Raw genomic sequence first — 22,595 nt, forward strand, 5'->3', positions numbered from 1 at the left:
ACATCCTGATGCGGCTCCATGCGCGGCTGGACAGCGTCCACGCATGGAGGCCGCCGTTTCCGGCAGGGCGCCCCCGCGGCTTTCGCCGCCGTGGAACGGCGCCCTTCCGCATGTTCCGGAGGCTTCCGGACGGAGCGGCGGAGGGGAAAGATTTCCCTGCGTTGCTGTTCCGGCGGAGGGGTGACGCAATGAGGCTCCCTTCACGGGCGGATGAACCGTTTTTTTCTGGAGCGCCCGGTCTTTTCACTTATGTTGGGGGTGCCAGACAGGCGCCCACGATGCCATGACCGGCCCCGGACTCATCTCCTTGTTCTGCTTTCTGATGACGGCCGCCCATTTTTTGCGCGGCGGGATGCATGCGGGCGTCATTTTGTGCATGGGGCTGGCGGCGCTTTCGTTTTCCCGGCGCGGCTGGCTCCGCAGGAGCGTCACGTTCCTGCTGCTGGCCTCCCTGCTTTTCTGGGGGGCGGAAACCTGGCATCTGGCCAGGCTGCGGATGATGGAGGGACTGCCGTTTCTGCGGCTGGCCGCCATTCTGGCGGGCGTACTGCTGCTTCATGCGGCGGCCATCCTGTGGCGCAGGCGCGGGGAGAAGGATTTGCCTGTTCCGGAGCTGGCGCGCAGCCGCGTGTTTTCCGCCTCCGTGCTATTTCTGTTTCTGCTGGATGCGCTGGCCCCTTTCCGCCTGCTGCTGGGAGAGCGTGTTCTGCCGTGGCAGGGCGTCAACGGATTCGTGATTCTTCTTCTGGCCTGGTGGGGAGGCTATTGTGCGGAGGGGCTGCTGAATCCGCAGGCGTCTCCCCGCAGGCGGCGGCTGATGTGGACCGTATTCGCCTCCGTGTTTTTTCTTCAGTTTCTGCTGGGCGTGACGGTGGCTTCCTCCCTGCTGATGACGGGCAGGCTGCATGTTCCCGTGCCGTTCATGATGATTTCCGGCCCGGTTTACCGGGGAGAAGGCATCTTCATGCTGGCGCTGTTCAGCGTATCCGTCCTTCTGGCCGGGAGCGCGTGGTGCAGCCATCTGTGCTACTTCGGGGTGTGGGACTGCCTGTCCGCCGCCTCCTCCCGCAGAAAGGGGCGTCCGGTGAAGGGAGGCAAGGGCCTCCGGGACTGGAGATGGGCGGCCCTCGCCGCAGCGGTGGGAACGCCGCTGCTCCTGTCCCTGTGGGGACTCCCGGTGGAATACGCCCTGGCGGTTGCGCTTGCCGCGGCTTTCCTGGCTCCCCTGGCCTGGAGAATGAGCGCCGCGGGCGGCGTGAGGGAATATTGCAGCAGGTTTTGCCCCATGGGGCTGGCCGCCGGTTTGCTGGGCAGGCTGTCCCCCTGGCGCATGCGCGTGAAGGAGACGTGCACCGGGTGCATGCAGTGCGCCGCCGCCTGCCGTGACCTCGCCATCTCGCGCGAGGGCGGGGCCTGCCGCATTTCCAGGCGCTGCACCCTTTGCCGGGACTGCATTTCCCGGTGTTCCCACGGCGCTCTGGGCCTCGGCATGGCCGGTCCCTTCTCCTCTGTGCCGTCCGCGCGGGCGGACATGTATTTTGTAACGCTGGTTTCCGTCATGCACGTGGTGTTCCTGGCGACGGCGCGAGTCTGATTTTATTCATCATGAGAAATACCTACACCCTGGAATATCCGTTTTGCGGAGGATGGATGAAACCCGCCCAGTGGCAGGCCGTTCTGGACGCCGTGGACGGGGGATGCCGCCTTGTTTCCTTTTCCACCCTGTCCATTCCTCTGGACGGGGTGGATGAGCGGGAATGCGTGGAGAAGGGCATTGCCCTGGCGGAAAAGCTTTCCCGCCTGGTTCCCTATACGGAACAGGCCGTGGATGTAGGTTCCTCCCTCTGCTGGGGGGAAAACCGGGACGCATGGCTGGAGTTCGCCGGAAAGTTGAACAGGTTTTCCGCTCCCGTTTCCTTCCCCGCGTATGAAATACGCAAAAACCGCGAACGTCTTTTTTCCTCGGACCCGCAGCCTGAAGAACGTTTTTCCGCCCTGCACAAGCGCGCCCGTATTTGTCTGGAAGAGGCTCCGCACCATGAATTCGGGCTGTTTTCCTGTGACCTGGGCTTTGTGGTTCCCAAGGGCGGCCATCCGGAGGGCGGCGTGCATTTGTTTGCCGGAGGCGGGGGCGGCATTCAGGGGGGCAGTGCGGCCCTGGCGCCGCGGGCGGCATCCTGGCTGGGGCGGTATTCCCTGCCGGAGGCCGTGAAGGCGGCGGGGGTGCTGACGGCCCTGAATGAACAGTTCGGGGAACCGGACAATCCGCGCAAGAGGAGATTGAAGTCGCTGTTCGCCTCCCGCAGCCTGGACTGGGTTCTGAATGAATTGAAAAACGCCGGCTTGTACCCGGGAGAGGGGGAGCAACCTGAGTTTTCCTCTTCCGGGGAGTGGAGCCGCAATGATTTCTATAACGGGCTGCTGGTGGCGCTCCCTTCCGGCAGTCTGGAGGATACGCCGGAATATGCCGTGGCGTCGGCATGGCGGCGCGTGGTCCCTTTTTTGACTTCTCCGGTGCGCATCACGCCGCGGGGCAATTTGAGGCTTCATCCGGCGGACAGGTGCGTGGCGGAACGCATCAAGGTACTGCTGCGCGGGTCCAGGCATTTTCCCCCGCTCTCCATTGAATCCTGCTCCTGCCGCGGCTTGCCGGGCTGCCGCCGCGCCCGCGCCGCTTCTTCCCTGGTCCACCGGGAGCTCAACGGATGGCTGGAAGAAATTCTGCATGAATTCGGGCTGGATGACGAACCCGTGGTGTTCCGGGTTTCCGGCTGTCCCAACGGCTGCTCCCGCCCCCTGTTTGCGGAGCTGGCCATGGTGGGCCGCAGCGAGGGCGTTTACGATGTTTTTGCCGGAGGGCGCGCCCAGGGCGACAGGACGGCGTTCCTGCTGCGCCGCGCCGTTCCCCTTGGCGAAGTGAGGGAGCTGTTCCGGGAACTCTTCCGGCAGTTCGCCCTTGCCAAAGGGGAGAATGAGGAGTGGACGTTCGGGGAGTGGGTCTTTGACCGCCTGCTTTCCGGAGAGACAGAGCCGTGACGGCTGCACCGTCCGTGAATTCCACGGGAAGCTTCAGGGGGCGCGCCGGGACCTCCCTGTTTTTTCATGGGCATGCATCAGGAGGCGCGAAGATGAAAGCCGCGTTTTTCCTTTTTCCGGTATGTTGTTGTGTGGCGATTTTTTGACCTGAAAATGGTTCAGGCGGGTTCCGGAACGGATATGGTGGGGAATCATGTCCCTGGCCTCTTTTTTCTATGCCGTCTGTTTTGGCTGCGCCGTCGGCTTTGCGTGTGGCGCGGAAGGTTTTTCCTCCTGGAACGGAACGGCGGGCGGCGTGTCCTCCCTGTCCGGACTCTGGGCGCAAAGCTACGGAGCCCGTCCCGGCAACGTGCATTTGTACAGGAATGGCGAGAATCCGTGGCTTCAGGAGTTCAACGTGTCCCTGCGGGCCCAGTACCAGGCGGCGGCCGTGTCCCCCAGCGGTTCCGGGACGTACCCCGGCTCCCACGGGCGCACGGAGGAATGGCGGCGGCTGAGGCTGGGCTGGAACGCCAGGGTGCTCCGGGACCTGAAAGTGGCTAATATCTGGAACATGGGCGGCGTGGACAGTCTGGGCTATTACAAGGGCGGACGCTGGAACAACCACAAAATGACCCGCGGCAACCTTTATGAGGCCCATTTGGAATATTCCCTGCCGGGCGCTGTTGTGGGTGCGGGGAAGGTGCTTCCCGTCATTCTGGCGGAGAACCGCATTTCCAGTTCCAAGTATAAGCTGCCGGAGATTTCCGCCGTGGAAAACATGCTGGTCAGCGACAGTTCCTTCGGCGTCTGGAGCTATAATGACGAAAAGAAGGAGCCGCTGGGGTATTACGCGGGCCTGTGGTCCAACACGGACGAGAGGAGCCGCGGAACCTGGGGCACTTGGGAGTCCGTGAACATGAGCCTGGGCCTGTCCGCGCGCGCGGACGGCCTGCTGCTGAAGGAAGGGCGGCTGTACTGCGACTGGATTTACAATTGGGGGGACATGAAGGACCGCCCCTACGACGGCAATTACACGGGCACCGGGGCGCGGAACGTGCTGGCGCTGTATTATTACGGAAAGCAGGGCGCATTTGAGCTGATGGCCCAGGCGGTCTGGGCCTCCCGGCTGCGGGAGTATTCCTCCGGCGGCGTGATAGCTCCGTCCGGCCTGGCGGGGCTGACCGTCATGCCGTCCCTCAACCTGACGGGGCATGTGCAGGCGGTCGCCCGCTACCAGCTCGCATTCGGTCCGGACGCCGTGAAGCCGAACAAGCGCTATGCCTCCCTGGCGGAAAGGGGAGGGAACCGCGTGGATTGCTACCAGGCCGTGGCCGCCGGGTTGAATTTCTTTGTGTACCGGGACGATCCCGCGCGGCTGAAGATCATGACGATGGCGGAGTACGGGCATTCCCGCGGAGGCCGTTCCGCCGGGTTTACGGGGTGGACGTTTATCTGCGGCGCGTACACGAATTTCTGACCGTGTCCGGCGCCGTTTATGTGACAACATTGCAACCAGGCGGCTCTTGTCCGGCGGCGGGGAAGGTTTTAGGTTGGCTCTGTTCCCGGAGGAAAGCCGCCGCTGCTGCTCCTTCAACGACCAGACATTACAGATTATGAATAAAGTCAGTTGCATCATCATGGATTGGGCCGGTACGGCCGTGGACTTCGGCTGTTTCGCCCCTTTGAACGTTTTTTTGAGCGTGTTCAGGGAAAAGGGCCTGGATATCACCTACAGGCAGGCGCGGGAACCCATGGGGTTGCTGAAAGTGGACCACATCCGCGCCATTCTGGAAATGGATCCGGTTCGCGAACAGTTTGAACGGAAGTATGGCCGTTCCTGGAATGAGGCCGACGTGCGGGAGCTTTACGCCGGGTTTGAAACGCACCTGTTCGCCTCCCTGAAGGATTTCACCACACCCATTCCCGGCGTGGTGGAAACGCTGGAGGGGCTGAAGGCCCGGGGCATCAAAGTCGGGTCCACCACGGGCTACACGGCGGAGATGATGGACATTGTGCGTCCCGGGGCTGCCGCCCGGGGTTATGTGGTGGACAACCTGGTGACGCCGGATGAAGTTCCCGCGGGCCGTCCCGCGCCGTACATGGTTTACCGGAACATGATTGACCTGGAGATCCCCTCCGTGGACCAGGTGGTGAAGGTGGGCGATACGATGGCGGATATCCGGGAAGGATTGAGTGCGAAAGTGCACACCGTGGGCATCATCACGGGCAGCAATGAACTGGGCCTGAGCGAGGAGGAATATGAGGCCATGCCCGCCGCAGAATTGAACAGAATGAAGGAGGAAGTGCGCCGCCGCATGCTGGACGCGGGAGCGCATTACGTGCTGGATTCCATTCGTGAACTGCCCGCCTGCATTGAGGAGATCAACGCCTCCATGAACCGCTAGCCTTTCAACCATCCATTAACCATGAGAAATTACCTTCTTCTTACCCCCGGCCCGCTGAGCACTTCCGAATCCGTCCGCCAGGCCATGCTTCAGGACTGGTGCACCTGGGACAAGGATTACAACGAGGGCGTGGTCACCGTCATCCGGGAACAGCTTTTGAAGCTGGCGGGGCTGGACGGCGAATACACCACCGTTCTTTTACAGGGCAGCGGCACCTATGCCGTGGAAGCCACGCTGAGCTGCGCCGTCAGGCCGCAGGACAAGCTGCTGATCGTCGCCAACGGTGCGTACGGCAAGCGCATGGGGGACATCGCCCGCCGCCATGGCCTGAATCACGTCCTCGTTTCCCTGAAGGAGACGGCGCCCGTGACGCCGGAGGCCGTGCGGCGCGCGCTGGAGGAACACCCGGACATCACCCACCTGGCCATGGTGCACTGCGAGACCACCACCGGCATTCTGAATCCGGTGGAGGCCGTCGCCAGGGCGATCCGCGGTCGCGGCCTGACGTTCATCGTGGACGCCATGAGCAGCTTCGGCGGCATTCCCATTGACATCCGCAAGCTGGGAATCGACTTCCTGGTCAGCAGCGCGAACAAGTGCATCCAGGGCGTTCCGGGTTTCGGCTTCGTCATTGCCAGACGCTCCTTCCTGTCCCGGTGCGAGGGGGTCTCCCGCTCCCTGTCCCTGGATTTGTATGACCAGTGGGCGGAGATGGAGAAGGGCCATGGCAAGTGGCGCTTTACCTCTCCCACGCATGTGGTGCGCGCCTTCTTCCAGGCCGTGAAGGAGCTGGAAGATGAGGGCGGCGTGGAAGCGCGCCATGACCGGTACCGGGAAAACCATGCGGCGCTGGTGGAGGGGATGCGCCGGAGCGGGTTCCGGACCCTGCTGCCGGACGAACTCCAGTCCCCCATCATCACGTCCTTCCTGTACCCGGAGGAGGATTTTGATTTCCAGAAGTTTTATGAGGCCTTGAAGGAACGGGGATTCGTCATTTACCCCGGCAAGATTTCGGAAGCCCCTACCTTCCGCATCGGCAATATCGGGGACGTGTTCCCGGACGATTTCCGCCGCCTGGCGGAGGCCGTGGCGGATATCCGCCGGAACAAGTAGTTCCCTTCCCATCCATCAATGCCAGCGGGCCGCTGCGGCGGCCAGGAGGTTACCATGCTACAGTTGAAAAACATCAAGAAAGTCTATAACGGAGTTCCCATTCTGAACGGCATCAGCCTGGACATCGGGAAAGGGGAAATCGTCTCCATCCTGGGGCCGTCCGGCAGCGGAAAGACTACGCTGCTGAACGTCATCCTGGGGCTGGCGGAACTGGACGGCGGCCAGATCCTTTTTGACGGGGAGGACGTGAGCGGCACGCCCATGCAGCGGCGCGGCTTCAACATCGTGTTCCAGGATTATGCCCTGTTCCCCAACCTGAACGCCTATCGGAACATCACGTACGGCCTGAAGAACAAGCCGGGGGTCAGCTCCCCCCGTGAGGTGCGGGAGCTGGTGGAGCTGCTGGGCCTGAGCGAACATCTGGACAAGCGCATCGACCAGCTTTCCGGCGGCCAGAAGCAGCGCGTGGCCCTGGCCCGCACGCTGGTGATGAAGCCCCGCATCCTGCTGTTGGACGAACCTCTGAGCGCCCTGGACGGCGTCATCAAGGAGTCCATCAAGTCCCGCATCAAGACGATTGCCCGGGAGTACAACCTGACCACGATCATCGTGACGCATGACCCGGAGGAGGCCCTTACCCTGTCCGACCGGGTGCTGATCCTGAACGAAGGAGGCATTTCCCAGTATTCCACGCCGCGGGAAATCATTTCCAGCCCCAGCAACAGCTTTGTGAAGCAGTTCATCCTGAACCAGCTGGAGATCAAGAGGAATAACATTCTTTCCCTCTTTGAGGGTTCCTATGCATAAAACCCAGATAGAAATCCGGGGCGTGTTCTGGGCGGTTGCCCTGGTGTTCTCCGTCTTCCTGGTCCTGCCCATGGCGCTGCTGCTGGGCAAGTCCTTCCTGGTAGGCGGGGAATCCGGCCTGGGGAATTATACGGCCATGCTGGCCAGCCCGGCATTCCTGGAATCCTTCCGGAACAGTTTTCTGATTTCCGGGATTTCCGCGGCGCTGACCACCGCGCTGGCCTTTTTCCTGGCGTATGCCGTGAACAATACGGGACTGCCGCCCTTGTTCCGCAAGTTCATCGCGGGAATGACGGTGGCGCCCATGTTCCTGCCCACCATCACGTACGGCTTCGTCATCATCTATTCCTTCGGCAGGGAAGGGCTGCTGACGCGGCTGCTGGGGTTCCAGGTGCTGGACATTTACGGGTTCCAGGGAATGCTGCTGGGCTACACCATTTACACGCTGCCGGTCGCCTTCCTGCTGATTAACAACACCTTCAAGTATGTAGACAAGAACTTCGTCATCGTTTCCAAGGTGATGGGGGACGGCCCCGTTCGCACCTTCCTGGGAACGGCCGTGAGGCCGCTGGTGGGTACGCTGGGGGCGGCGCTGATCCAGTCGTTCACGCTGAGTTTTACGGACTTCGGCATTCCCGCCTCCATCGGAGGCAGTTTTGACGTGGTGGCCATCCATTTGTACAATGAAATGCTGGGGGCCATCCCGAACTTCGGCGGCGGCGCGGCGGTCGCCGTTTCCATGCTGCTGCCGTCCATCATCAGCATCCTGCTGATCAATTACCTGGAACGGTACAATTTCCGGTACAACAGGATTTGCCGCCAGGACATCGTCAAAAGCCGCCTGAGGGACGCCGTGTGCGGCGCCGGGTCCCTGGCCGTCATCGGAACCATTGCGGCGGTTTTTGCGGTCATGTTCGTGGTGCCTTTCGTCAGAAACTGGCCTTATGAGGTGGAATTTTCCCTGGAACGCTTCATGCGCATCCTCTCTTCCCGCGGCCTGCTTTCCATTTACGGCAATTCCCTGTGGGTGGCGCTGCTGACCGCGCTGCTGGGCACCCTGCTTTCCTACGGCGCCGCGCTGGCATCCGCGCGCTCCGGGCTGGGGCGGGTGGCCCGCGGCGCGATTGATGGGATAGCCGTGGTGACCAACACCATTCCGGGCATGGTGCTCGGCCTGGCATTCCTGTTCGCCTTCACGGGAACCAGCCTGCAAAACACCTTCCTGATTCTGGTGCTCTGCAACGTGGTCCATTTCTTCACCACGCCCTACCTGATGGGCAAGAGCTCCTTGGAGAAAATGAACAAGGGCTGGGAGGCCACGGCCGCCCTGATGGGTGATTCCTGGCTGAAAACCCTGTGCCGGGTTGTGGTGCCCAATTCGCTGGGAACCGTGCTGGAAATGTTCAGCTATTATTTCATCAACAGCATGATCACGATCAGCGCCGTCATCTTCCTAGTGGGCGCCAGAACGGCCGTGCTGACCACCAAGATCAAGGAATTGCAGCATTACGCGCAGTTTGATTCCATCTTTGTGATGTCCCTCCTGATTCTGGCCACGAATATCCTGGTCCGGGTCATTCTGGGCGGCATTGCCGCCCGATGCACCAAAAAACAATAAAATACCGTCATGAAAAAACAGTCCACCATGATTGCCTGCGCGCTTGCCGTCGTTTCCGGAGTCCTTCTGTGCCTGGGCGGCTGCAATCAGAGCCCGGAGGTAGTGATTTACTCCAACGCGGACGAAGAATCCCGGCTAGCCATGCAGGACGCCCTGGACAGGGCCGGATTTTCCGGACAGTACATTTTTTCCTCCTTCAGCACCTCGGAGCTGGGCGGAAAGATCATGGCGGAGGGCAGCAACATTGAGGCGGACGTGATTACCGCCTCCACCTACTACCTGGAAAGCGCCCAGCAGGCCCACCGGATGTTCGCCCCCCTCTCCTTCACGTTCCATGCCCTGGAAAAGACGCCCGGTTTCTGCGCGCCCCTTACGGCGCAGGAAGGGGCCATTTTCATCAATACGAGGGCGCTTCAGGAGAACGGGCTGCCCCGGCCCGCCTCCCTGAAAGACCTTGCAAGCCCGGCGTACAAGGGATTCATCTCCATTCCCAATATCCGCAGTTCCTCCACGGCATGGCTGATGGTCCAGGCCCTGGTCAGCGCGTACGGGGAGCAGGAGGCGCGGCGCCTGCTGCACAGCATTGTGGAGAACGCGGGGCCTCATCTGGAAAATTCCGGTTCCGGACCGCTGAAGAAGGTGCGCGCCGGGGAGGTGGCGATTGCCTTCGGCCTGCGCCACCAGGCCGTGGCGGACAGGAAGGCTGGGCTGCCCATTGATTACGTGGACCCGGCGGAAGGCAATTTCATGCTGACGGAGTCCGTCTGCGTGACGGACAAGGGCGCGGGGGGCAATCCCCTGGCGATGAAGATGGCGGAGACGCTTGTCCGGACCGCCCGCCCCGGCATCCTCAAGGTCTACCCCGTGCCGCTGTATGAGGGGGAAAACTTTAGGGAGGATGCCAGATCGTCCAACGTGAAGGCCTTTCCCGAACCGCTGACGGTAGACTTGCTGAAAAGGCACCAGGCGCTGATGAATTAGGTTTTTTCCCGGCAGAGACGGGTGCCATTCAGGCCGCGGAATACGGTTTCCGCGGCCTGAATGCGTTGGTAAGGCACGGTTTCCAATGGCCGTTCAGAAGAGATAAATTTGGTTTCAGAAGGTCATTTCTGCTGTTCATTGATGAATTTATTGAGTATTTAAAGTTTTTGCTATGATTTTTGAATGACCATTAAATTTATTAAAGTCACTAAAAAAGATAGGATCTGTTATGCCCCGGCGCCGGAACCGGTGGAGCACGGAGACAAGCTGGAAATCATGGAAATGAAGGATGACTCCCTTACGCCGCTGTTGGGGAGGCCCGCCGGATTTTCCCTGTCCAGAAACCCCATGGTGTTCGTCAAAATGAACGACGGGTTCCAGCGCATCCTGATGAAGCATATCCTGTATGTGGAGGCGGGGGGAAGCTACTGCACGCTGCACGTGCACGGCATGTCGTCCATTCTGGTATCCGCCCCGCTGGCGCGGGTGGCCGAGCACCTGGACGGGGAATATTTCATCCGCGTGCACCGTTCCTATCTGGTTAATAAATTACACATAGAGTCCATTGCGGGTAATTTCCTTCAGGTAGGGAATGTTTCCATCCCCGTCAGCAAGTTCATGAAAAAGAAAGTGCTGGGAAGCCTGAACATGCTGTCGTTTTCCAAATAGACCCCGGCCATGGCCGCCGGCGCCGCGGGAAAGCGGAACAGTTCTTCCGGACAGGCGGGATGGAAAAAGCGCCGGAATGACCCCATGATCACAACGTCGCCAAAAGGCGGCACCTCATATTAACCTCAACCAGAAAATAAAATAATATGGCAATTGACAAATCAGCAGCAGATGTGGCGACCTCCTCCCTCAAGTCGCTGCCTTTCGGCAACATCATCGGCGGTCCCCTGGTCGCCTGTGTGGAAGCCCAGGCCCAGGCGGCCCGGACCTCCTGGGAATTCATCCAAAATGTGGGTCTGTACACGGAAGGAGAAGAGAAGAAGACGGTGAATGTCTCCTTCCAGTTCATCAAGGACGGCCACATGGCCCAGATTACGGTTCCCCTTCTGACCATCGTCCCCATCCCCTACATCGCCATCAACTCCATTGACATCAACTTCAAGGCGAATATCAGCGCTTCCGCCGCCAGTACGGAGACGGAGAATTCCTCCAGCTCCGTAGATACCAGTGTTTCCGCCTCTGCAAGATGCTTCTGGGCGCGCGGCAGCATGAACGCCAGCTATTCCAGCAAGAAGGACTCCTCCGCCACGAAGGACTCCAAGTACAGCGTGGAGTACACGATGGACGTGGCCGTTCATGCCGGACAGGACAGCATGCCCGCCGGGATGGCCAAGGTGCTGGAAATGCTGAACAACAGCATTTCCGTGGTATCTCCCACCGGTTCCCTGGAGGTTCAGCATGCCATCCAGGACGATGGAAGCGTGAAGCTGATGACCTCCTACAAGAACAAGGAAGGCCTGTTTGAGCCGGATGCTATCACTCTCCGGATAGGGGACGCCACGGACCCGTTTGATAACGGTGCGGGGAATGAAGCCAAGATTGTGAAAACGGATTCCGGCAAGGAATACACGATTTCCAAGGAAGACGCCAGGAACTGCACGGTGAGCGCCGGAGAGCTCAAGAGGAAGGTGGCCGTGGCCGCTACGCCTGCACAATAACCGGAGCATAACGATTTCTCTTCCATCCCAGAGCCATGTCTCGTCTGAATCTGATCGTCGAATCCCTGCTTAGGGACATTATTGAAGCGCAGCACGCGGCGAACTGCCATGCGGCGGGGCTGGCGCGCCAGTACGGGAAGCACGGTGGTGTGCGTGGCTTCCAGCTTCCCAGCGCCCAGATAGGGTCCCTGGAATTCGATTTGAAGTATGCGGTGACGGGAACCTCCGGGGTGGAGGAGAGGCAGGTGCTGGATGCGGAGCAGTGCAGCCTGTTCCAGCAGGAACTGGCGGAGCGGGTGCCTGCGTATGCCATCCGTTCCATTGTGATGGCCGTGGTGCACTCCAATCTCCCGGCGGATGAGGCGAGAAGTGATTTTTCCTCCCTGCTTGCCAGGGAGGAACAGTGGAAAAGGAATTTCTGCCTCTACCTGGGGAAGAAGATCACTGCGGCTGTTTCCGGCCATGAGGGGGCCCTCCTGCGGGCGGACTCCGGACTGGACAAGGGATTGCTGGCGGAGCTTCTGGCGGATGTGGCGGAGAAGGAATTCATGGACAATCCCGATCTGGCCGACCTGTTCCAGGGTGCCCAGGGGGACGCCCTCAGGCAGGAGTGCCGCACGAACCTCCGGGAAGGCCTCTCCTCCTTCATTGACGTGCTTGCGGAAAAGTATGCGTTCACCAGGCAGGTGAGCAATGTGGTGGTGGACGTGGAGGTGGAGACGGAAAAGCTGAAAAAGATGCCGGAGAATTCCATCCAGACGCTTCACCTCAACATCGCGCCCGCCGCCGTTCCCGCCGTCCTGGCGGAGCAGAACGACGTTTCCGGACTGGCCGCGCAATAGTGATTATATTATGAGTGATTCTACAAACAACAAGGTGAACGGGCACATCATGAGCCTGCAGCAATTGATCTCGGCCCCGCTGGTCGCGACGATTGATGCGGACGCGATGTCCACGGAACGCTACATGAAGCATTTCATGTCCCTGGCTTTCGAGTCCTACAATCCTGCGGACGGTTCCACGGGGGCGCTGAGGCTCATCAGCTTCAATTTTACGGACAGCGACGCTTCCGGCGGTGCGGAGAAGAAAGTCAGCGTGCCGCTCATCAGCCTGGTGACGCTGCCGCTGCTGCAAATCAAGCAGGCGGACTTTGACTTTGACATCAATATCATTGACGCAGTCGCCTCCGCTCCGGACGAACGTTTTTCCCTGAACAAGGGGGAGGTGGATTCCCCCGATGGAAAGGCGGGGGATGGCGGCCTGAACTTCCGCGCTTCCCTGGCGCCCCAGTCCGGGCGGGGTTCCTCCTCTTCCTCCCTGCAGGCAAACATGAAAATCCATGTCACCATGCAGCAGGCGGACATGCCTTCCGGCTTGTCCCAATTCCTCCAGCTGACCTCTAGGCCGCATTATGAAGACTCTTCCTCCCGGGAAAAAATAACTAATTGAAAGAACAAACATGGACCAGAAAACCACTTATTCCTACCAGCGCACTCCGGGGCTTGACTGCCCCAAATGCGGAGTGTATTTCCCCACGACCATTCCGGACCTGTTGTCCGGCGGCATTGAATGCCCCCACTGCGGGCTGAAGCTTTCCATTGACCGGAAAACTTCCGACCACGCCATGCAGGCCCTGGAAAAGTTCCAGGCCACCATTAACAAGCAACTTCCCGCCGCCTCCCTGTCATGAAGAGACTATTGATCATGCTGTCCGCCGTGCTCTGCATGGCTCTGCCCCCTCTTTCCCAGGCGGAGATGCAGCAGCGGGAACCGCGCCAGCTGGCCGCCGCATGGCAGGAGGTGAAGAAGCAAATTTCAGGCGACGGCCAGTCCATCCGTGTGAGGGACGGCGCCAGGGCACTTGAACTGCTGGAAGAGCTGGGCGTTTTCTCCGTTCCGGAGGATGGCGTGAAGCTGTCCCGCGGCAGCCTGACCATTACCGTCACGCGCGGGAAGAAGGAGGACCGGGTGTTTTATGTGCTGGCCGTCACGGAAGAGGACGGGACAAGGCGGGAAGTGAAGCTCGTTCCCTCCTCCTGATGACGCGGGAAGAATGCGTTCCTTCCGGAGCGGAAGGTCATTCGTTCTCAAAATCCCACACGCGGCGGCGGGCGTTTTTCTTCGTCCGTCCGCCGTTGGCCTTGCGGAAGGGGTCAAAAAGCGGGTCCAGCCCGTTACCTTTCAGCAGCAGGCACTGTTCCATCAGGCGGCCAAGTTTTCCCTTGGGAAAGCCCTTGGCCTGGAACCACGCCAGGTATTCCTGGGGCACGTCCATCAGCGGGCACCCCTTGGGCGGGTACTTGGCCGGGCCGTACATGCCGAAGGGGACGTGGGTCTGCGCGATTTCCTCCACCAGTTTTCTCAAATCTTCCGCGTCCGGTATTTTGGGATCGTTCATGGGTTTTGCAGGATGAATTGTTGAAGGCTTTCCGCCAGCCGCGCCGGAGCTTCCAGGGGGAGGCGGTGGCCGGCGCGGGGAATGATGACGGCTTGTTCCCCCGCCGCCCGGCGGGCCAGGGCAGTGAATTTGGGATCACGCTCCCCGGCTATCCATAACTGGGGAATAGGGGACTGCTTCAGGAGCGGAGCCAGGTTTTCCTGGACGCCCACGGACCAGTCGATGAAAGCGCGGGAGATGGATTTGCGCCACGGTTTCAGGGAAGAACGGTCCGGAGGCGGCGGGCCGCCTTCAAATACGCCCTGCGCGTCCCATTTCTTCAAAAAATCCTCCCATGGCGCGGAGAGGCACTTGACGGCCCATTCTGCGTCCTTCGCGCGCCGGGCCGCTTTTGCCGTTTCATCCTCCATGCCGGGATTGGCGCTGACGAATACGGCGCCTTTCCAGAGGGGGGGATGGGCCAGAACGGCCTGCATGGCCAGCCTGCCTCCCAGGGAATAACCGCAGAGCCAGGGGTGCTTGTCCTGGGCGGCTATTTCAGAGCACAGCACGCGCCCCATGTCCTTCAGGCTCTTGGGGCAGCATTCCAGGTATTTCCAGAGGTTCAGGGCGCGGGCTTCCACTTCCCCGGCGCGCAGGACTTCCATGACGGGTTTCCAGTCCGCCGGAGAGCCCAGGTTACCGTGCAGGAGCCAAAGCATGGTCGGCGCGCCTTCCTATTTCACGCCGTACCCGGCGAGTCCGTTCATAAACATCTGGACGGAAATCATGATGAGCACCATGCCCATCATACGTTCCAGGGCGATCGTCCCTTTTTCCCCCAGCAGGCGCAGGAACTTCTGCGCGATGAAAAGCACCAGTCCGGAGAGGAACCAGGCAGTCACGATGGCGCCGGCATAGGTCATCTGGGAGATGCTGTCCGGGCTCTGGGAGGCGTGCAGCATGATGATGGCCAGGGAGGAGGGGCCGGCCATCAGGGGCATGGCGATGGGAACGATGAAAGGTTCGTCCTGTCCGGTCGTGCGTCCGGCGGAAGAGAGCATGTCCTTGGCGGGAAAGACCATGCCCAGCGCCACGAGGAACAGCAGGATGCCCCCGGAAATATTCAGGGTGGACGGTTCCAGCCCCAGCAGGTCCAGCAGGAATTTCCCGGAGAAGAAGAACAGGAGCAGCAGGCTCAGGGCAAACACAAGCTCCCGCATCAGAATGGCCTTCTGCTGGGCGGCCGAATATTTCTTCAGCATTCCCTGAATCATCGGGGCCAGTCCCACGGGATCAATGACGATGAACAGGAGAATAACGGTGGAAAGGAAGTCCTGCATGGAGTAAGCCCGTTGTAAACGATACGGGCGTGCACGTCAAAGGGAACCGTCGGCAGCGGAAATTTTCCCCGTCCGGATGGCCGTTTTCTCCACCAGTTCCGGGGCCAGGTAGAAGGTTTGGAAACTCTGCCTTCCGTTCCGGATGGAGACTGGAAAGACCGGGGGAGGCACAGCCATGGCCGGAAGAGAAAAGGCTTTATAACAGTGGGGGCCGGGGCAGCGCGGCGTTCCTACGGTTCCGGTGTCCGATGTTCCCGTTTGCGGAGAAAACCGGTTTTCAGGAAGGCGGATTCGGGACGGGGAGGAAAGAAATCCGGTTTGCCCGGCGAAGAGTTTCCGCTCCCTGGGCCGGGAACGAAGAATGCTTCCGTTTCCGGAGTTACAGAAGGAGGTCCTGGATGTTGTCTGAGGAGATGACGCCCGTTTCCGTGGAGGACAGCACGCAGAGAGCGTCCACCAGGTTTTCCTGGCCCAGAGCCAGACCGGCTTCTTCCACCAGCACATCGTCAATGTTCAGGGTGGCGATGGAGAGGGGGGGCGTTTGCGGAGCAGAGGGTTCCATCAGGGCTGCAATGCCGATGACGGCAGCCACCAGGGCCGCCGCCGCGGCGCCCCAGATGCGGAAGGAGTTCCGCTTGAAGTGGTGGATGGATTCCGCCGGAACGGCGGTGGCGTGTTCTTCCCCGGCAATACGCATCATGACCCTGCGGGCAAAATCATCCCCCGGCGCAGGCTGGGAGGCATGGCCCAGAATCTGCCAGAGCTTTGTATCGTCCTGTTCGTTCATTGTGGTGTTTCTGCTGAGGTTTCCATGAATAAAAACACCGGAAAGCGGGTCCGGTTTCTTGGCGGCGTCATTTTTTCCGTTCCGCCGCCTGCCTGATGACGGGGGCCAGCACGGCGGCGATGCGCTCATAGCCGGCCGCGGAGGGATGCAGCCCGTCGCTGGAGAGTTTTTCCGGAACGTGTCCTGCGGCGTCCGCCATGACGCGGCCCGGTTCCGTGTACAGGAAGCCCTGTTCTGCGGCCAGACGGTTCAGGAGGAGATTGATGGCGGCAATGCGTTCCGCGGTATCTTTACGGGCGCTGTTGCGCGGGTAGAAGCCCTGGAGGATGATGACGGCCTTTTTCAGCCTTCCGGTAATTTCCCCGCAGACGGCGCGGATGCCCTGGAGTATTTCCCCGTCCGTGTTTTCCGCGAGGTTGTTCGTGCCGAGGAGCACCACGCAGACGGCATCGCCCGCCGCTCCGTCCAGTTCGCCGTGGCGGAGCCGCCACAGGGCGTTTTCCACCCGGTCATAGCCGAAGCCCAGATTGACCGCCCTCATTCCCTCCGTGCACAGGCTCCAGGTTTCCGGAGATTTCTGGAGGATGTCCCGGTGCGGTTCGTCCACGGGAGGCCCTCCCCAGAAATGCGTGATGGAGTCTCCGATGAAGAGGAGGTCCGGATGCGTTTTCCTCACCGCGCGGCAAGCGGCTTCGTGCCGGGCCGCCCAGTCGTAAATCATGAAGTCCCTGTTCTGGGTGCAGGGAATCAGCGTGGAAGGAACGGGCTGGGCGGGAGGAGCTCCGGGCATGATGAAGGTTTCCGGGGCCGTCAGACCGCGCTTCCCCTGGAACAGGCGGAAGCGGATGCGCGTGCCGGGCGGGGCCTGCACCGGAGCCAGGTAGCGGCCCTGCGTGCAGAGCATGCGGGGGGAAGTCGCATTAACGTCCATCCGGATGACGGCTCCCGCAGGGGCGTTCACCGTGGAGAGTTCCAGTTCTCCCGCGCCGTTCAGGGCGGCGCGGATGCCGGGGGTTGGAGATGGTTCTGTCATGAGACGTCGCGCATGTGCTGGCGCATCTGCCTGCGGCCGATGGAGTCCGGTCCACGGCCGTCCTGCATGCAGTAGTTTACGGGACGGCTCTGGGAGGCGCCATGCGGAGCGCCCAGGCGCTTGTCCGGTTCCGACGGCAGCAGACGCACCACTCTTTTGTTTTTCCAGACCAGCCAGAGCGCCACTACGGCCACCAGTGCGGAGGCGTGCAGGATGATGCCGGCTACATTGGCCAGGGCAAAGGACATCCAGGCCTTCATCATGGCGTGCAGATGGGATTCACGCGCTTCCTCCGGTTCCTGGATGGTGATGTTGGCTTCCGGGATGCTGGCGGGGTTGTCCGGGTCCAGCGCGGGCAGGGAAGGCTTGGGGGCGGAGGCCATGTCCGCCTCTGTCCTCCGCGCCAGGGAAATCATGGCTTCAACAAGCTCGTCCTGCGGGTTGGTGAACCGGGAGGCGTCCTGCTTCACCTGGTACAGGAGGTCCCGCCGCCCCGCATCCCCGAGCTGGGCGCTCAACTCCGGATCCAGCGCGATCTGGGCGCTTTTAATGTCCCCCATGTGGAAGTGGAGGAGCAAATTCCGTTCCTTGTTTTTGAATATCTGGCGGGCGATTGTGGGGGCGTTGACGGAAGGGGGGACTTTCTGCCCGGCCGCGAAGATGCTGACGAACAGGTTGACGTTGTAACGGGATTTGATGAGCTTGATGAGTTCAATGACGTCATTGCTCTCTACTTCCGTGAGAAGCTTCTGGGGGTCGATCAGGCCCGTGGAGGTGCGGATGTAGTCCGGAAGGAAGTATTCGTTGACGTCCGTGAAATCCTCCGGAACAGGGTCCACAGCGGGGGAGTCTGCATTGGCGGAGGGTTCCGGGACGGAGGCGGAAGGGGCCACAGCCGCATCCACAGGGGGCAGAAGGGGTGCGTTGGCTTCCCACCAGGTGCCCTTCATCAGGGATTGCTGGTCACGGGCGTTCCATTTAAGGGCGGGGAGTTCCTGCGCCGGGGCCACGCACATGGCCGCCGCCAGCATGAAGGGGAACAGCAGGAATCTCATAGGCCGCCTCCTTTCCGGTTTGCGGGGGGAGGGGGCGTCAACCCGTAGCGCATGGGGTGCCTGACCTTGGAGCGCGCCTTCCGGGCCACGAGCTGGACGGCGTCTTTCATGATAGAGCCCACGGCCTGGAGCAGCATGCTTTCCCGCAGGGGGGTGCGGGCCTTCATGATGGATTTGTTGATCAGGTCCGGCTCTACGTAGGGATCCAGTTCATACCCCCACATGAAGCAGGCCGTGTCCGTCCGCACGTCCAGTACCAGAATCAGGAGCCACTGGGGGTCCAGCGGGCCCTGGTGGTTGGGGAAGCCGGCTTCGTCCACCGTCAGGTGGTTCATCACCCAGAAGCTGTGGGGAATGAGGGAAAAGGGCTCCAGGATGTTGGGGAAATAGACGGAAAGGAGGACGGGGGGAATGCGGCGCTCCAGTTTTTCCAGCAGGGCGTTCAGCTTTACGCGGTCCTGCTGCCGCAGGGCGCCGGCGTTGTCGCATACGCGGCGGTAGGGGATGGAGTCCCTGCCGTATTTCTTGTCCAGGTTTTCCAGGGAAAAGCCGCAGTGAGGGCACAATGATTCCGCCCCGCGGTGGAAATTATGTAAACACTTCGGACAAGTCGGCACGGGGAAAGTTTAAGCACGAAATTCGCTGCCGAAAAGGCTAATTGTCAGAAAGAAATCATGTATGTCTCAATCTTCCAGATTTTCTTTCGTCACACGGTAAATGGCGGCGCACCTGGGGCAGGTGACTTCCAGCGCCTCTTCCCCCTGGAACAGGTCTTCCTCCCTTTCCTGAAGCGCCTTGAGCGTCGGCAGGATGCGGTCCAGCGTGCAGCCGCAGTAAAAGCGGAACCGGCGCGTTTCCAGCACTCGGGTATCTTCATCCTCTTCCAGATGGGCCATTTTTTCCCGGGTTAGGGAATTCAGCCATTCTTCATCCGCGTCCGGCTGGGCCGTCACCATGGTGTAGCATTCATCCGGCAGTTCAATGCAGCGCGCGTTTCTCTGTTCGCTCTGCTTGTAGAATTCCTCCACCCACCGGGCGGGGGAGGTTCCCGGAATGGGGACGACGGAGTACCGCGGTTCAAAGCCCTTGCGGAGCAGGGTGGAGTACAGCGTGTTTTCCTCAGGCTCCTTGATGTCCTGCGTGAAGATGCGCCCCACTACGGATTCCGTCAGGGAGGAGCCCGTAACGAACAGGTTGGCTACGGCGGGCGTTCTGAGGTTGACCGTCCAGGCGTGCTGTTCCGCCCAGGGCCGCGCGACCATGTAGAGGGTGAAGTAGGCCATCAGCTCTTTCAGCAGGCTGTCGTAGGGTTCCTCGTTACGCAGGCCGTACTGCATGAGATGAAGGTAGTAGTCTGTGAACAGGGGAGAGAATTTCGCCTTCAGCGCCAGGCAGTTGCGCCCACGGACAAAGATGGATTCAACCGTAACGAATTCTTCTACCAATTCTTCGCTCATATCATTCAAATTCGGCCCTTTCCGGTAGAAAATCAACCGTTCCTCCTGTCATTAGGGCCCGTCATGACAGGTAGGCGCCGCGGGGGCGGCCTCCTTGCCCGGCATGGAAAAGGAGGAAAAGAGGCTGGCGGGGAAATGGGGGCGCAGGCCCGGCGGCAGCACGCAATACAGTCTTTACCATGCCTTTCCGCGCGTTTAACATGCACCCATGGCAACTGACAAGAATATCACCATCCACACTTCCAAGGGCGACATCAAGCTGACGGTATTCGCTTCCAAGACGCCCGTGACGGCGGCTTCCTTTCTGAACCTGGCTTCCAGGGGCTTCTATGACGGCCTCAAGTTCCACCGCGTGATTCCGAATTTCATGATCCAGGGCGGCGACCCCACCGGCACGGGCATGGGAGGCCCCGGCTACCGTTTTGAGGACGAGTGCCGCCCGGACCTCAAGCATGACGGCCCCGGCGTGCTTTCCATGGCGAACGCGGGCCCCGGCACCAACGGTTCCCAGTTCTTCATCACGCATGTACCTACCGACTGGCTGAACGGCAAGCACACCGTCTTCGGCAAGGTGACGGAAGGCCAGGACGTGGTGGATTCCATCGGGCAGGGGGATACCATTTCCGGTATCACGATTGAAGATGGCGCGGATGATCTGTTCACGGAGCAGGCCGACCGCATCGCCGCGTGGAACAAGGTTCTGGACAAATAAGCTTATCCGGCTTTTCCTGGCGGCGGAACAGGCGATGCAACGCCGCGTTCCGCCGCCTTCCTCTCTCTACTCATTCGGTACATGGTTCTGGCCGTTCAAAATCTGCGCGTGCAGTACGGCGCGCGCGTCCTGTTCAATGATCTTTCCTTCACGGTGGAGGATGGGGAAAGAATTGCCCTGGCGGGGCATAACGGCGCGGGCAAGTCCACGCTGATGAAGTGCATGGCCGGCCTGAATGAGCCGGATTCCGGCTCCATCATCAAGTCCAGGCACTCCCAGGTGGGCTATCTGCCCCAGGAGGGCATCCATGTCCGCGGGCGCAGGCTGATTGACGAGGCCATGTCCGCCTTTGCGGACCTGATGGACCTCCAGGAGCGCATTGACGCCCTGACGCAGGAGATGGAGAAACTGGACCCCCGTTCCGCCGCCTATTCCGAAGTGCTCAACGAGATCGGGGAACTGGAGCTGGTGCTGCACGCCCATGATTCCGCCCGGCTGCGCCCCCGCACGGAGTCCATCCTGCGCGGCCTGGGGTTCAAGGACCGGGACTTTGACCGGGACTGCGGGGAATTTTCCGGCGGCTGGCAGATGCGCATTGCGCTGGCCAAGCTGCTGCTCCGGGAACCGGAAGTGCTGCTGCTGGACGAACCCACGAACCACCTGGACATTCAGTCCCAGCGGTGGATGGAACAGTACCTGCGCACCTACCGGGGGGCCATCATCCTCATTTCCCACGACGTCGCGCTGCTGGATTCCCTGGTTTCCCGAACGATTGCCTTTTACCACGGGCGCGCGGAGGAGTACGCGGGCAATTTTTCCTATTTCCTGAAGGAAAGCGTGCTGCGGAAGGAGATTCTGCTGCGCCAGAAAAAGGCCCAGGAACGGGAAATCGCCAAGACGAAGGAGTTCATCGACCGGTTCCGCTACAAGGCTACCAAGGCCTCCCTGGTGCAGTCCCGCATCAAGCAGTTGGAGAAGGTGGAGCTGATTGAGGTGGAGGAGGATGACGCCGTGATGAATTTTCATTTTCCCACCCCGCCTGCCGGCGCGCATTCCGTGGTCAGGCTGGAAAAGGTTTCCAAGCGGTACGGCTCCATTTCCGTCTTTGAGGATGTGGATTTTGAAATCGTAAAGGGGGACCGCATCGCCATTGTGGGGGTGAACGGAGCGGGCAAGTCCACGTTTTCCCGCCTCATTTCCGGCGGGGAGGAGCCCAGCTCCGGGAGCGTGACGATGGGGCGCCATACGCAGATCGCTTTTTTCTCCCAGACGCATGCCGATGACCTGGACCCGGAAAAGACCGTCTTGGAATGCGTGGAGGGGACCGCTACGCGGGAATCCGCGCCCATGGTGCGGAACCTGCTGGGCTGCTTCCTGTTCCGGGGGGACGACGTGCACAAGCGCGTGGGCGTGCTCTCCGGGGGGGAACGCTCCCGCGTGGCGCTGGTGTGCATGCTGCTGCATCCGGCCAATTTCCTGATTCTGGACGAGCCGACGAACCACCTGGACATCCAGTCCCAGCAGGTGCTTCAGCAGGCGCTGTCCGAATATCCGGGTTCCTACTGCATCGTTTCCCACAACCGCAGCTTCCTGGACCCCATTGTGACGAAGGTGCTGGAATTCGTGCCGGGAGAGAAACCGCGCGTTTACATAGGCAACGTTTCCGATTATCTGGAGAAGGTGGAGCGGGACCAGGCTCTGGCTTCCTCCGCTGCGTCTGCCGTCTCCGGAGCGGCTGACCCGGGAGCCGGGGCGGACCGCAAGGCGCGCAGACGCATGGAGGCGGAAATCCGCCAGAAAAAGGCGCGCCTGCTCCGTCCCCTCCAGGAAAAACTGGAACAGTTGGAAGCGGAGATAGCGCGTCTGGAAACGGAAAAGACGGAGATCACCTCCCAGTTGGAACGTCCGGAGGTGGCGGCTGATACGGAGGCCGTCATGGAGCTCACCACCCGGTTCCAGCAGGCGGACCGCCAGTTGGAAACCTGTTTTACGCAGTGGGCCGATCTTTCAGAAAAGATTGAAGAGACGGAAGCCCGTATTGAAGAAGAGGCGGAAAGAAACGTTTCCGGAAATTGAGCGGATTTTTATTTAAAAAGGCTCTGTCACAACAAATGGTTGATTTTTGACGAGAAATAGCGTATAATAATAGTAAGAAACAGTACCACCGAAGGAGGTAATTGGATATGCCTACTATCAAAGACGCATTAGATATTATCGGTAAG

General features: G+C 60.6%; 25 protein-coding genes. 16 read left to right on the forward strand and 9 right to left on the reverse strand.

The window, feature by feature from the left end:
• The first annotated feature begins 283 nt into the window (after positions 1-283).
• The 14 genes from QSJ36_RS10785 (at position 284) to QSJ36_RS10850 (ending at position 13,649) form a co-directional block, all read left to right on the forward strand.
• Positions 284-1,594, forward strand: coding sequence for a 4Fe-4S binding protein (locus QSJ36_RS10785; RefSeq protein WP_285468655.1), 1,311 nt, complete (start codon positions 284-286; stop codon positions 1,592-1,594).
• Positions 1,595-1,605: 11 nt separating this feature from the next.
• Positions 1,606-3,036 carry a hypothetical protein gene (locus tag QSJ36_RS10790; RefSeq protein ID WP_285468656.1) on the forward strand — a complete coding sequence of 477 codons (1,431 nt, stop codon included), beginning with the start codon at positions 1,606-1,608 and terminating at the stop codon, positions 3,034-3,036.
• Positions 3,037-3,229: 193 nt separating this feature from the next.
• On the forward strand, positions 3,230-4,495 hold the full coding sequence (locus QSJ36_RS10795; RefSeq protein WP_285468657.1) for a hypothetical protein: 1,266 nt from the start codon (positions 3,230-3,232) through the stop codon (positions 4,493-4,495).
• A 136-nt stretch (positions 4,496-4,631) separates the two neighbouring features.
• Complete coding sequence (phnX, locus tag QSJ36_RS10800) at positions 4,632-5,423, forward strand: phosphonoacetaldehyde hydrolase (protein ID WP_022397882.1); 792 nt, start codon at positions 4,632-4,634, stop codon at positions 5,421-5,423.
• Positions 5,424-5,444: 21 nt separating this feature from the next.
• Positions 5,445-6,536, forward strand: a complete 1,092-nt coding sequence (gene phnW, locus QSJ36_RS10805; RefSeq protein ID WP_102728616.1) for a 2-aminoethylphosphonate--pyruvate transaminase — start codon at positions 5,445-5,447, stop codon at positions 6,534-6,536.
• Positions 6,537-6,590: 54 nt separating this feature from the next.
• Complete coding sequence (locus QSJ36_RS10810) at positions 6,591-7,343, forward strand: ABC transporter ATP-binding protein (RefSeq protein WP_102728707.1); 753 nt, start codon at positions 6,591-6,593, stop codon at positions 7,341-7,343.
• Positions 7,336-8,961: an ABC transporter permease subunit gene (locus tag QSJ36_RS10815; RefSeq protein WP_253231779.1), complete on the forward strand. Its 1,626-nt coding sequence runs from the start codon at positions 7,336-7,338 to the stop codon at positions 8,959-8,961. Before QSJ36_RS10810 ends, QSJ36_RS10815 begins: the two co-directional genes overlap by 8 nt.
• A gap of 9 nt (positions 8,962-8,970) precedes the next feature.
• Complete coding sequence (locus QSJ36_RS10820; RefSeq protein WP_102728618.1) at positions 8,971-9,942, forward strand: extracellular solute-binding protein; 972 nt, start codon at positions 8,971-8,973, stop codon at positions 9,940-9,942.
• A 183-nt stretch (positions 9,943-10,125) separates the two neighbouring features.
• On the forward strand, positions 10,126-10,611 hold the full coding sequence (locus tag QSJ36_RS10825) for a LytTR family DNA-binding domain-containing protein (RefSeq protein ID WP_022397887.1): 486 nt from the start codon (positions 10,126-10,128) through the stop codon (positions 10,609-10,611).
• 146 nt (positions 10,612-10,757) lie between these two features.
• The gene (locus QSJ36_RS10830) at positions 10,758-11,609 is read left to right on the forward strand and encodes a DUF2589 domain-containing protein (RefSeq protein WP_022397889.1); all 852 of its coding nucleotides are present in this window, start codon (positions 10,758-10,760) and stop codon (positions 11,607-11,609) included.
• A 35-nt stretch (positions 11,610-11,644) separates the two neighbouring features.
• Positions 11,645-12,451 (forward strand): hypothetical protein, encoded by an 807-nt coding sequence (locus QSJ36_RS10835; RefSeq protein WP_022397890.1) that lies wholly within the window; start codon positions 11,645-11,647, stop codon positions 12,449-12,451.
• A 10-nt stretch (positions 12,452-12,461) separates the two neighbouring features.
• Positions 12,462-13,058, forward strand: a complete 597-nt coding sequence (locus tag QSJ36_RS10840; RefSeq protein ID WP_285468658.1) for a DUF2589 domain-containing protein — start codon at positions 12,462-12,464, stop codon at positions 13,056-13,058.
• 10 nt (positions 13,059-13,068) lie between these two features.
• Complete coding sequence (locus QSJ36_RS10845; protein ID WP_102715122.1) at positions 13,069-13,299, forward strand: hypothetical protein; 231 nt, start codon at positions 13,069-13,071, stop codon at positions 13,297-13,299.
• The gene (locus tag QSJ36_RS10850; RefSeq protein WP_215442380.1) at positions 13,296-13,649 is read left to right on the forward strand and encodes a hypothetical protein; all 354 of its coding nucleotides are present in this window, start codon (positions 13,296-13,298) and stop codon (positions 13,647-13,649) included. Before QSJ36_RS10845 ends, QSJ36_RS10850 begins: the two co-directional genes overlap by 4 nt.
• 37 nt (positions 13,650-13,686) lie before the next feature.
• On the opposite strand, the gene QSJ36_RS10855 is transcribed toward QSJ36_RS10850, so the two are convergent.
• The 9 genes from QSJ36_RS10855 to QSJ36_RS10895 all read right to left on the reverse strand — a co-directional run bounded on the left by QSJ36_RS10855 (position 13,687) and on the right by QSJ36_RS10895 (position 19,661).
• Positions 13,687-14,007, reverse strand: a complete 321-nt coding sequence (locus tag QSJ36_RS10855) for a DUF3820 family protein (RefSeq protein WP_102727649.1) — start codon at positions 14,005-14,007, stop codon at positions 13,687-13,689.
• The gene (locus tag QSJ36_RS10860; protein ID WP_285468659.1) at positions 14,004-14,708 is read right to left on the reverse strand and encodes an alpha/beta fold hydrolase; all 705 of its coding nucleotides are present in this window, start codon (positions 14,706-14,708) and stop codon (positions 14,004-14,006) included. Before QSJ36_RS10860 ends, QSJ36_RS10855 begins: the two co-directional genes overlap by 4 nt.
• Positions 14,709-14,723: 15 nt before the next feature.
• Positions 14,724-15,329: a MarC family protein gene (locus tag QSJ36_RS10865; protein WP_102728622.1), complete on the reverse strand. Its 606-nt coding sequence runs from the start codon at positions 15,327-15,329 to the stop codon at positions 14,724-14,726.
• Positions 15,330-15,365: 36 nt separating this feature from the next.
• Positions 15,366-15,506 carry a hypothetical protein gene (locus tag QSJ36_RS10870; protein WP_022397897.1) on the reverse strand — a complete coding sequence of 47 codons (141 nt, stop codon included), beginning with the start codon at positions 15,504-15,506 and terminating at the stop codon, positions 15,366-15,368.
• A gap of 202 nt (positions 15,507-15,708) precedes the next feature.
• A complete protein-coding gene (locus QSJ36_RS10875) occupies positions 15,709-16,116 on the reverse strand; it encodes a hypothetical protein (protein ID WP_102721163.1) in 408 nt (135 codons plus the stop codon).
• 67 nt (positions 16,117-16,183) lie between these two features.
• Positions 16,184-17,149 carry a GDSL-type esterase/lipase family protein gene (locus tag QSJ36_RS10880; protein WP_285468660.1) on the reverse strand — a complete coding sequence of 322 codons (966 nt, stop codon included), beginning with the start codon at positions 17,147-17,149 and terminating at the stop codon, positions 16,184-16,186.
• A complete protein-coding gene (locus tag QSJ36_RS10885; RefSeq protein WP_102727652.1) occupies positions 17,146-18,204 on the reverse strand; it encodes a hypothetical protein in 1,059 nt (352 codons plus the stop codon). The genes QSJ36_RS10880 and QSJ36_RS10885 overlap by 4 nt, the downstream gene beginning before the upstream one ends.
• Entirely contained in the window at positions 18,201-18,770 is a 570-nt protein-coding gene (locus tag QSJ36_RS10890) for a hypothetical protein (protein ID WP_285468661.1), read from the reverse strand. Before QSJ36_RS10890 ends, QSJ36_RS10885 begins: the two co-directional genes overlap by 4 nt.
• A 117-nt stretch (positions 18,771-18,887) precedes the next feature.
• Complete coding sequence (locus tag QSJ36_RS10895) at positions 18,888-19,661, reverse strand: Hsp33 family molecular chaperone HslO (protein WP_102721167.1); 774 nt, start codon at positions 19,659-19,661, stop codon at positions 18,888-18,890.
• A gap of 208 nt (positions 19,662-19,869) precedes the next feature.
• Between QSJ36_RS10895 and QSJ36_RS10900 the strand changes: the two genes are divergently transcribed.
• Together QSJ36_RS10900 and QSJ36_RS10905 are read left to right on the forward strand one after the other, a co-directional pair.
• The gene (locus QSJ36_RS10900; RefSeq protein WP_022397903.1) at positions 19,870-20,373 is read left to right on the forward strand and encodes a peptidylprolyl isomerase; all 504 of its coding nucleotides are present in this window, start codon (positions 19,870-19,872) and stop codon (positions 20,371-20,373) included.
• Between the two features lie 81 nt (positions 20,374-20,454).
• Positions 20,455-22,449 carry an ABC-F family ATP-binding cassette domain-containing protein gene (locus tag QSJ36_RS10905; RefSeq protein WP_285468662.1) on the forward strand — a complete coding sequence of 665 codons (1,995 nt, stop codon included), beginning with the start codon at positions 20,455-20,457 and terminating at the stop codon, positions 22,447-22,449.
• Positions 22,450-22,595: the final 146 nt, after the last annotated feature.

The organism is Akkermansia sp. NBRC 115031, assembly GCF_030268505.1.
Taxonomy (GTDB): Bacteria; Verrucomicrobiota; Verrucomicrobiia; order Verrucomicrobiales; family Akkermansiaceae; genus Akkermansia; species Akkermansia massiliensis.

Bases quoted from the DNA above. Each gene is read 5' to 3' on its own strand.
- phnW (WP_102728616.1), top strand. From the start codon at position 5,445: ATGAGAAATTACCTTCTTCTTACCCCCGGCCCGCTGAGCACTTCCGAA.
- QSJ36_RS10900 (WP_022397903.1), top strand. From the start codon at position 19,870: ATGGCAACTGACAAGAATATCACCATCCACACTTCCAAGGGCGACATC.
- QSJ36_RS10790 (WP_285468656.1), top strand. From the start codon at position 1,606: ATGAGAAATACCTACACCCTGGAATATCCGTTTTGCGGAGGATGGATG.
- QSJ36_RS10835 (WP_022397890.1), top strand. From the start codon at position 11,645: ATGTCTCGTCTGAATCTGATCGTCGAATCCCTGCTTAGGGACATTATT.
- phnX (WP_022397882.1), top strand. From the start codon at position 4,632: ATGAATAAAGTCAGTTGCATCATCATGGATTGGGCCGGTACGGCCGTG.
- QSJ36_RS10830 (WP_022397889.1), top strand. From the start codon at position 10,758: ATGGCAATTGACAAATCAGCAGCAGATGTGGCGACCTCCTCCCTCAAG.
- QSJ36_RS10815 (WP_253231779.1), top strand. From the start codon at position 7,336: ATGCATAAAACCCAGATAGAAATCCGGGGCGTGTTCTGGGCGGTTGCC.
- QSJ36_RS10870 (WP_022397897.1), bottom strand. From the start codon at position 15,506: ATGGCTGTGCCTCCCCCGGTCTTTCCAGTCTCCATCCGGAACGGAAGG.
- QSJ36_RS10820 (WP_102728618.1), top strand. From the start codon at position 8,971: ATGAAAAAACAGTCCACCATGATTGCCTGCGCGCTTGCCGTCGTTTCC.
- QSJ36_RS10880 (WP_285468660.1), bottom strand. From the start codon at position 17,149: ATGACAGAACCATCTCCAACCCCCGGCATCCGCGCCGCCCTGAACGGC.
- QSJ36_RS10905 (WP_285468662.1), top strand. From the start codon at position 20,455: ATGGTTCTGGCCGTTCAAAATCTGCGCGTGCAGTACGGCGCGCGCGTC.
- QSJ36_RS10895 (WP_102721167.1), bottom strand. From the start codon at position 19,661: ATGAGCGAAGAATTGGTAGAAGAATTCGTTACGGTTGAATCCATCTTT.
- QSJ36_RS10840 (WP_285468658.1), top strand. From the start codon at position 12,462: ATGAGTGATTCTACAAACAACAAGGTGAACGGGCACATCATGAGCCTG.
- QSJ36_RS10875 (WP_102721163.1), bottom strand. From the start codon at position 16,116: ATGAACGAACAGGACGATACAAAGCTCTGGCAGATTCTGGGCCATGCC.
- QSJ36_RS10825 (WP_022397887.1), top strand. From the start codon at position 10,126: ATGACCATTAAATTTATTAAAGTCACTAAAAAAGATAGGATCTGTTAT.
- QSJ36_RS10855 (WP_102727649.1), bottom strand. From the start codon at position 14,007: ATGAACGATCCCAAAATACCGGACGCGGAAGATTTGAGAAAACTGGTG.
- QSJ36_RS10885 (WP_102727652.1), bottom strand. From the start codon at position 18,204: ATGAGATTCCTGCTGTTCCCCTTCATGCTGGCGGCGGCCATGTGCGTG.
- QSJ36_RS10795 (WP_285468657.1), top strand. From the start codon at position 3,230: ATGTCCCTGGCCTCTTTTTTCTATGCCGTCTGTTTTGGCTGCGCCGTC.
- QSJ36_RS10845 (WP_102715122.1), top strand. From the start codon at position 13,069: ATGGACCAGAAAACCACTTATTCCTACCAGCGCACTCCGGGGCTTGAC.
- QSJ36_RS10850 (WP_215442380.1), top strand. From the start codon at position 13,296: ATGAAGAGACTATTGATCATGCTGTCCGCCGTGCTCTGCATGGCTCTG.
- QSJ36_RS10810 (WP_102728707.1), top strand. From the start codon at position 6,591: ATGCTACAGTTGAAAAACATCAAGAAAGTCTATAACGGAGTTCCCATT.
- QSJ36_RS10860 (WP_285468659.1), bottom strand. From the start codon at position 14,708: ATGCTTTGGCTCCTGCACGGTAACCTGGGCTCTCCGGCGGACTGGAAA.
- QSJ36_RS10785 (WP_285468655.1), top strand. From the start codon at position 284: ATGACCGGCCCCGGACTCATCTCCTTGTTCTGCTTTCTGATGACGGCC.
- QSJ36_RS10865 (WP_102728622.1), bottom strand. From the start codon at position 15,329: ATGCAGGACTTCCTTTCCACCGTTATTCTCCTGTTCATCGTCATTGAT.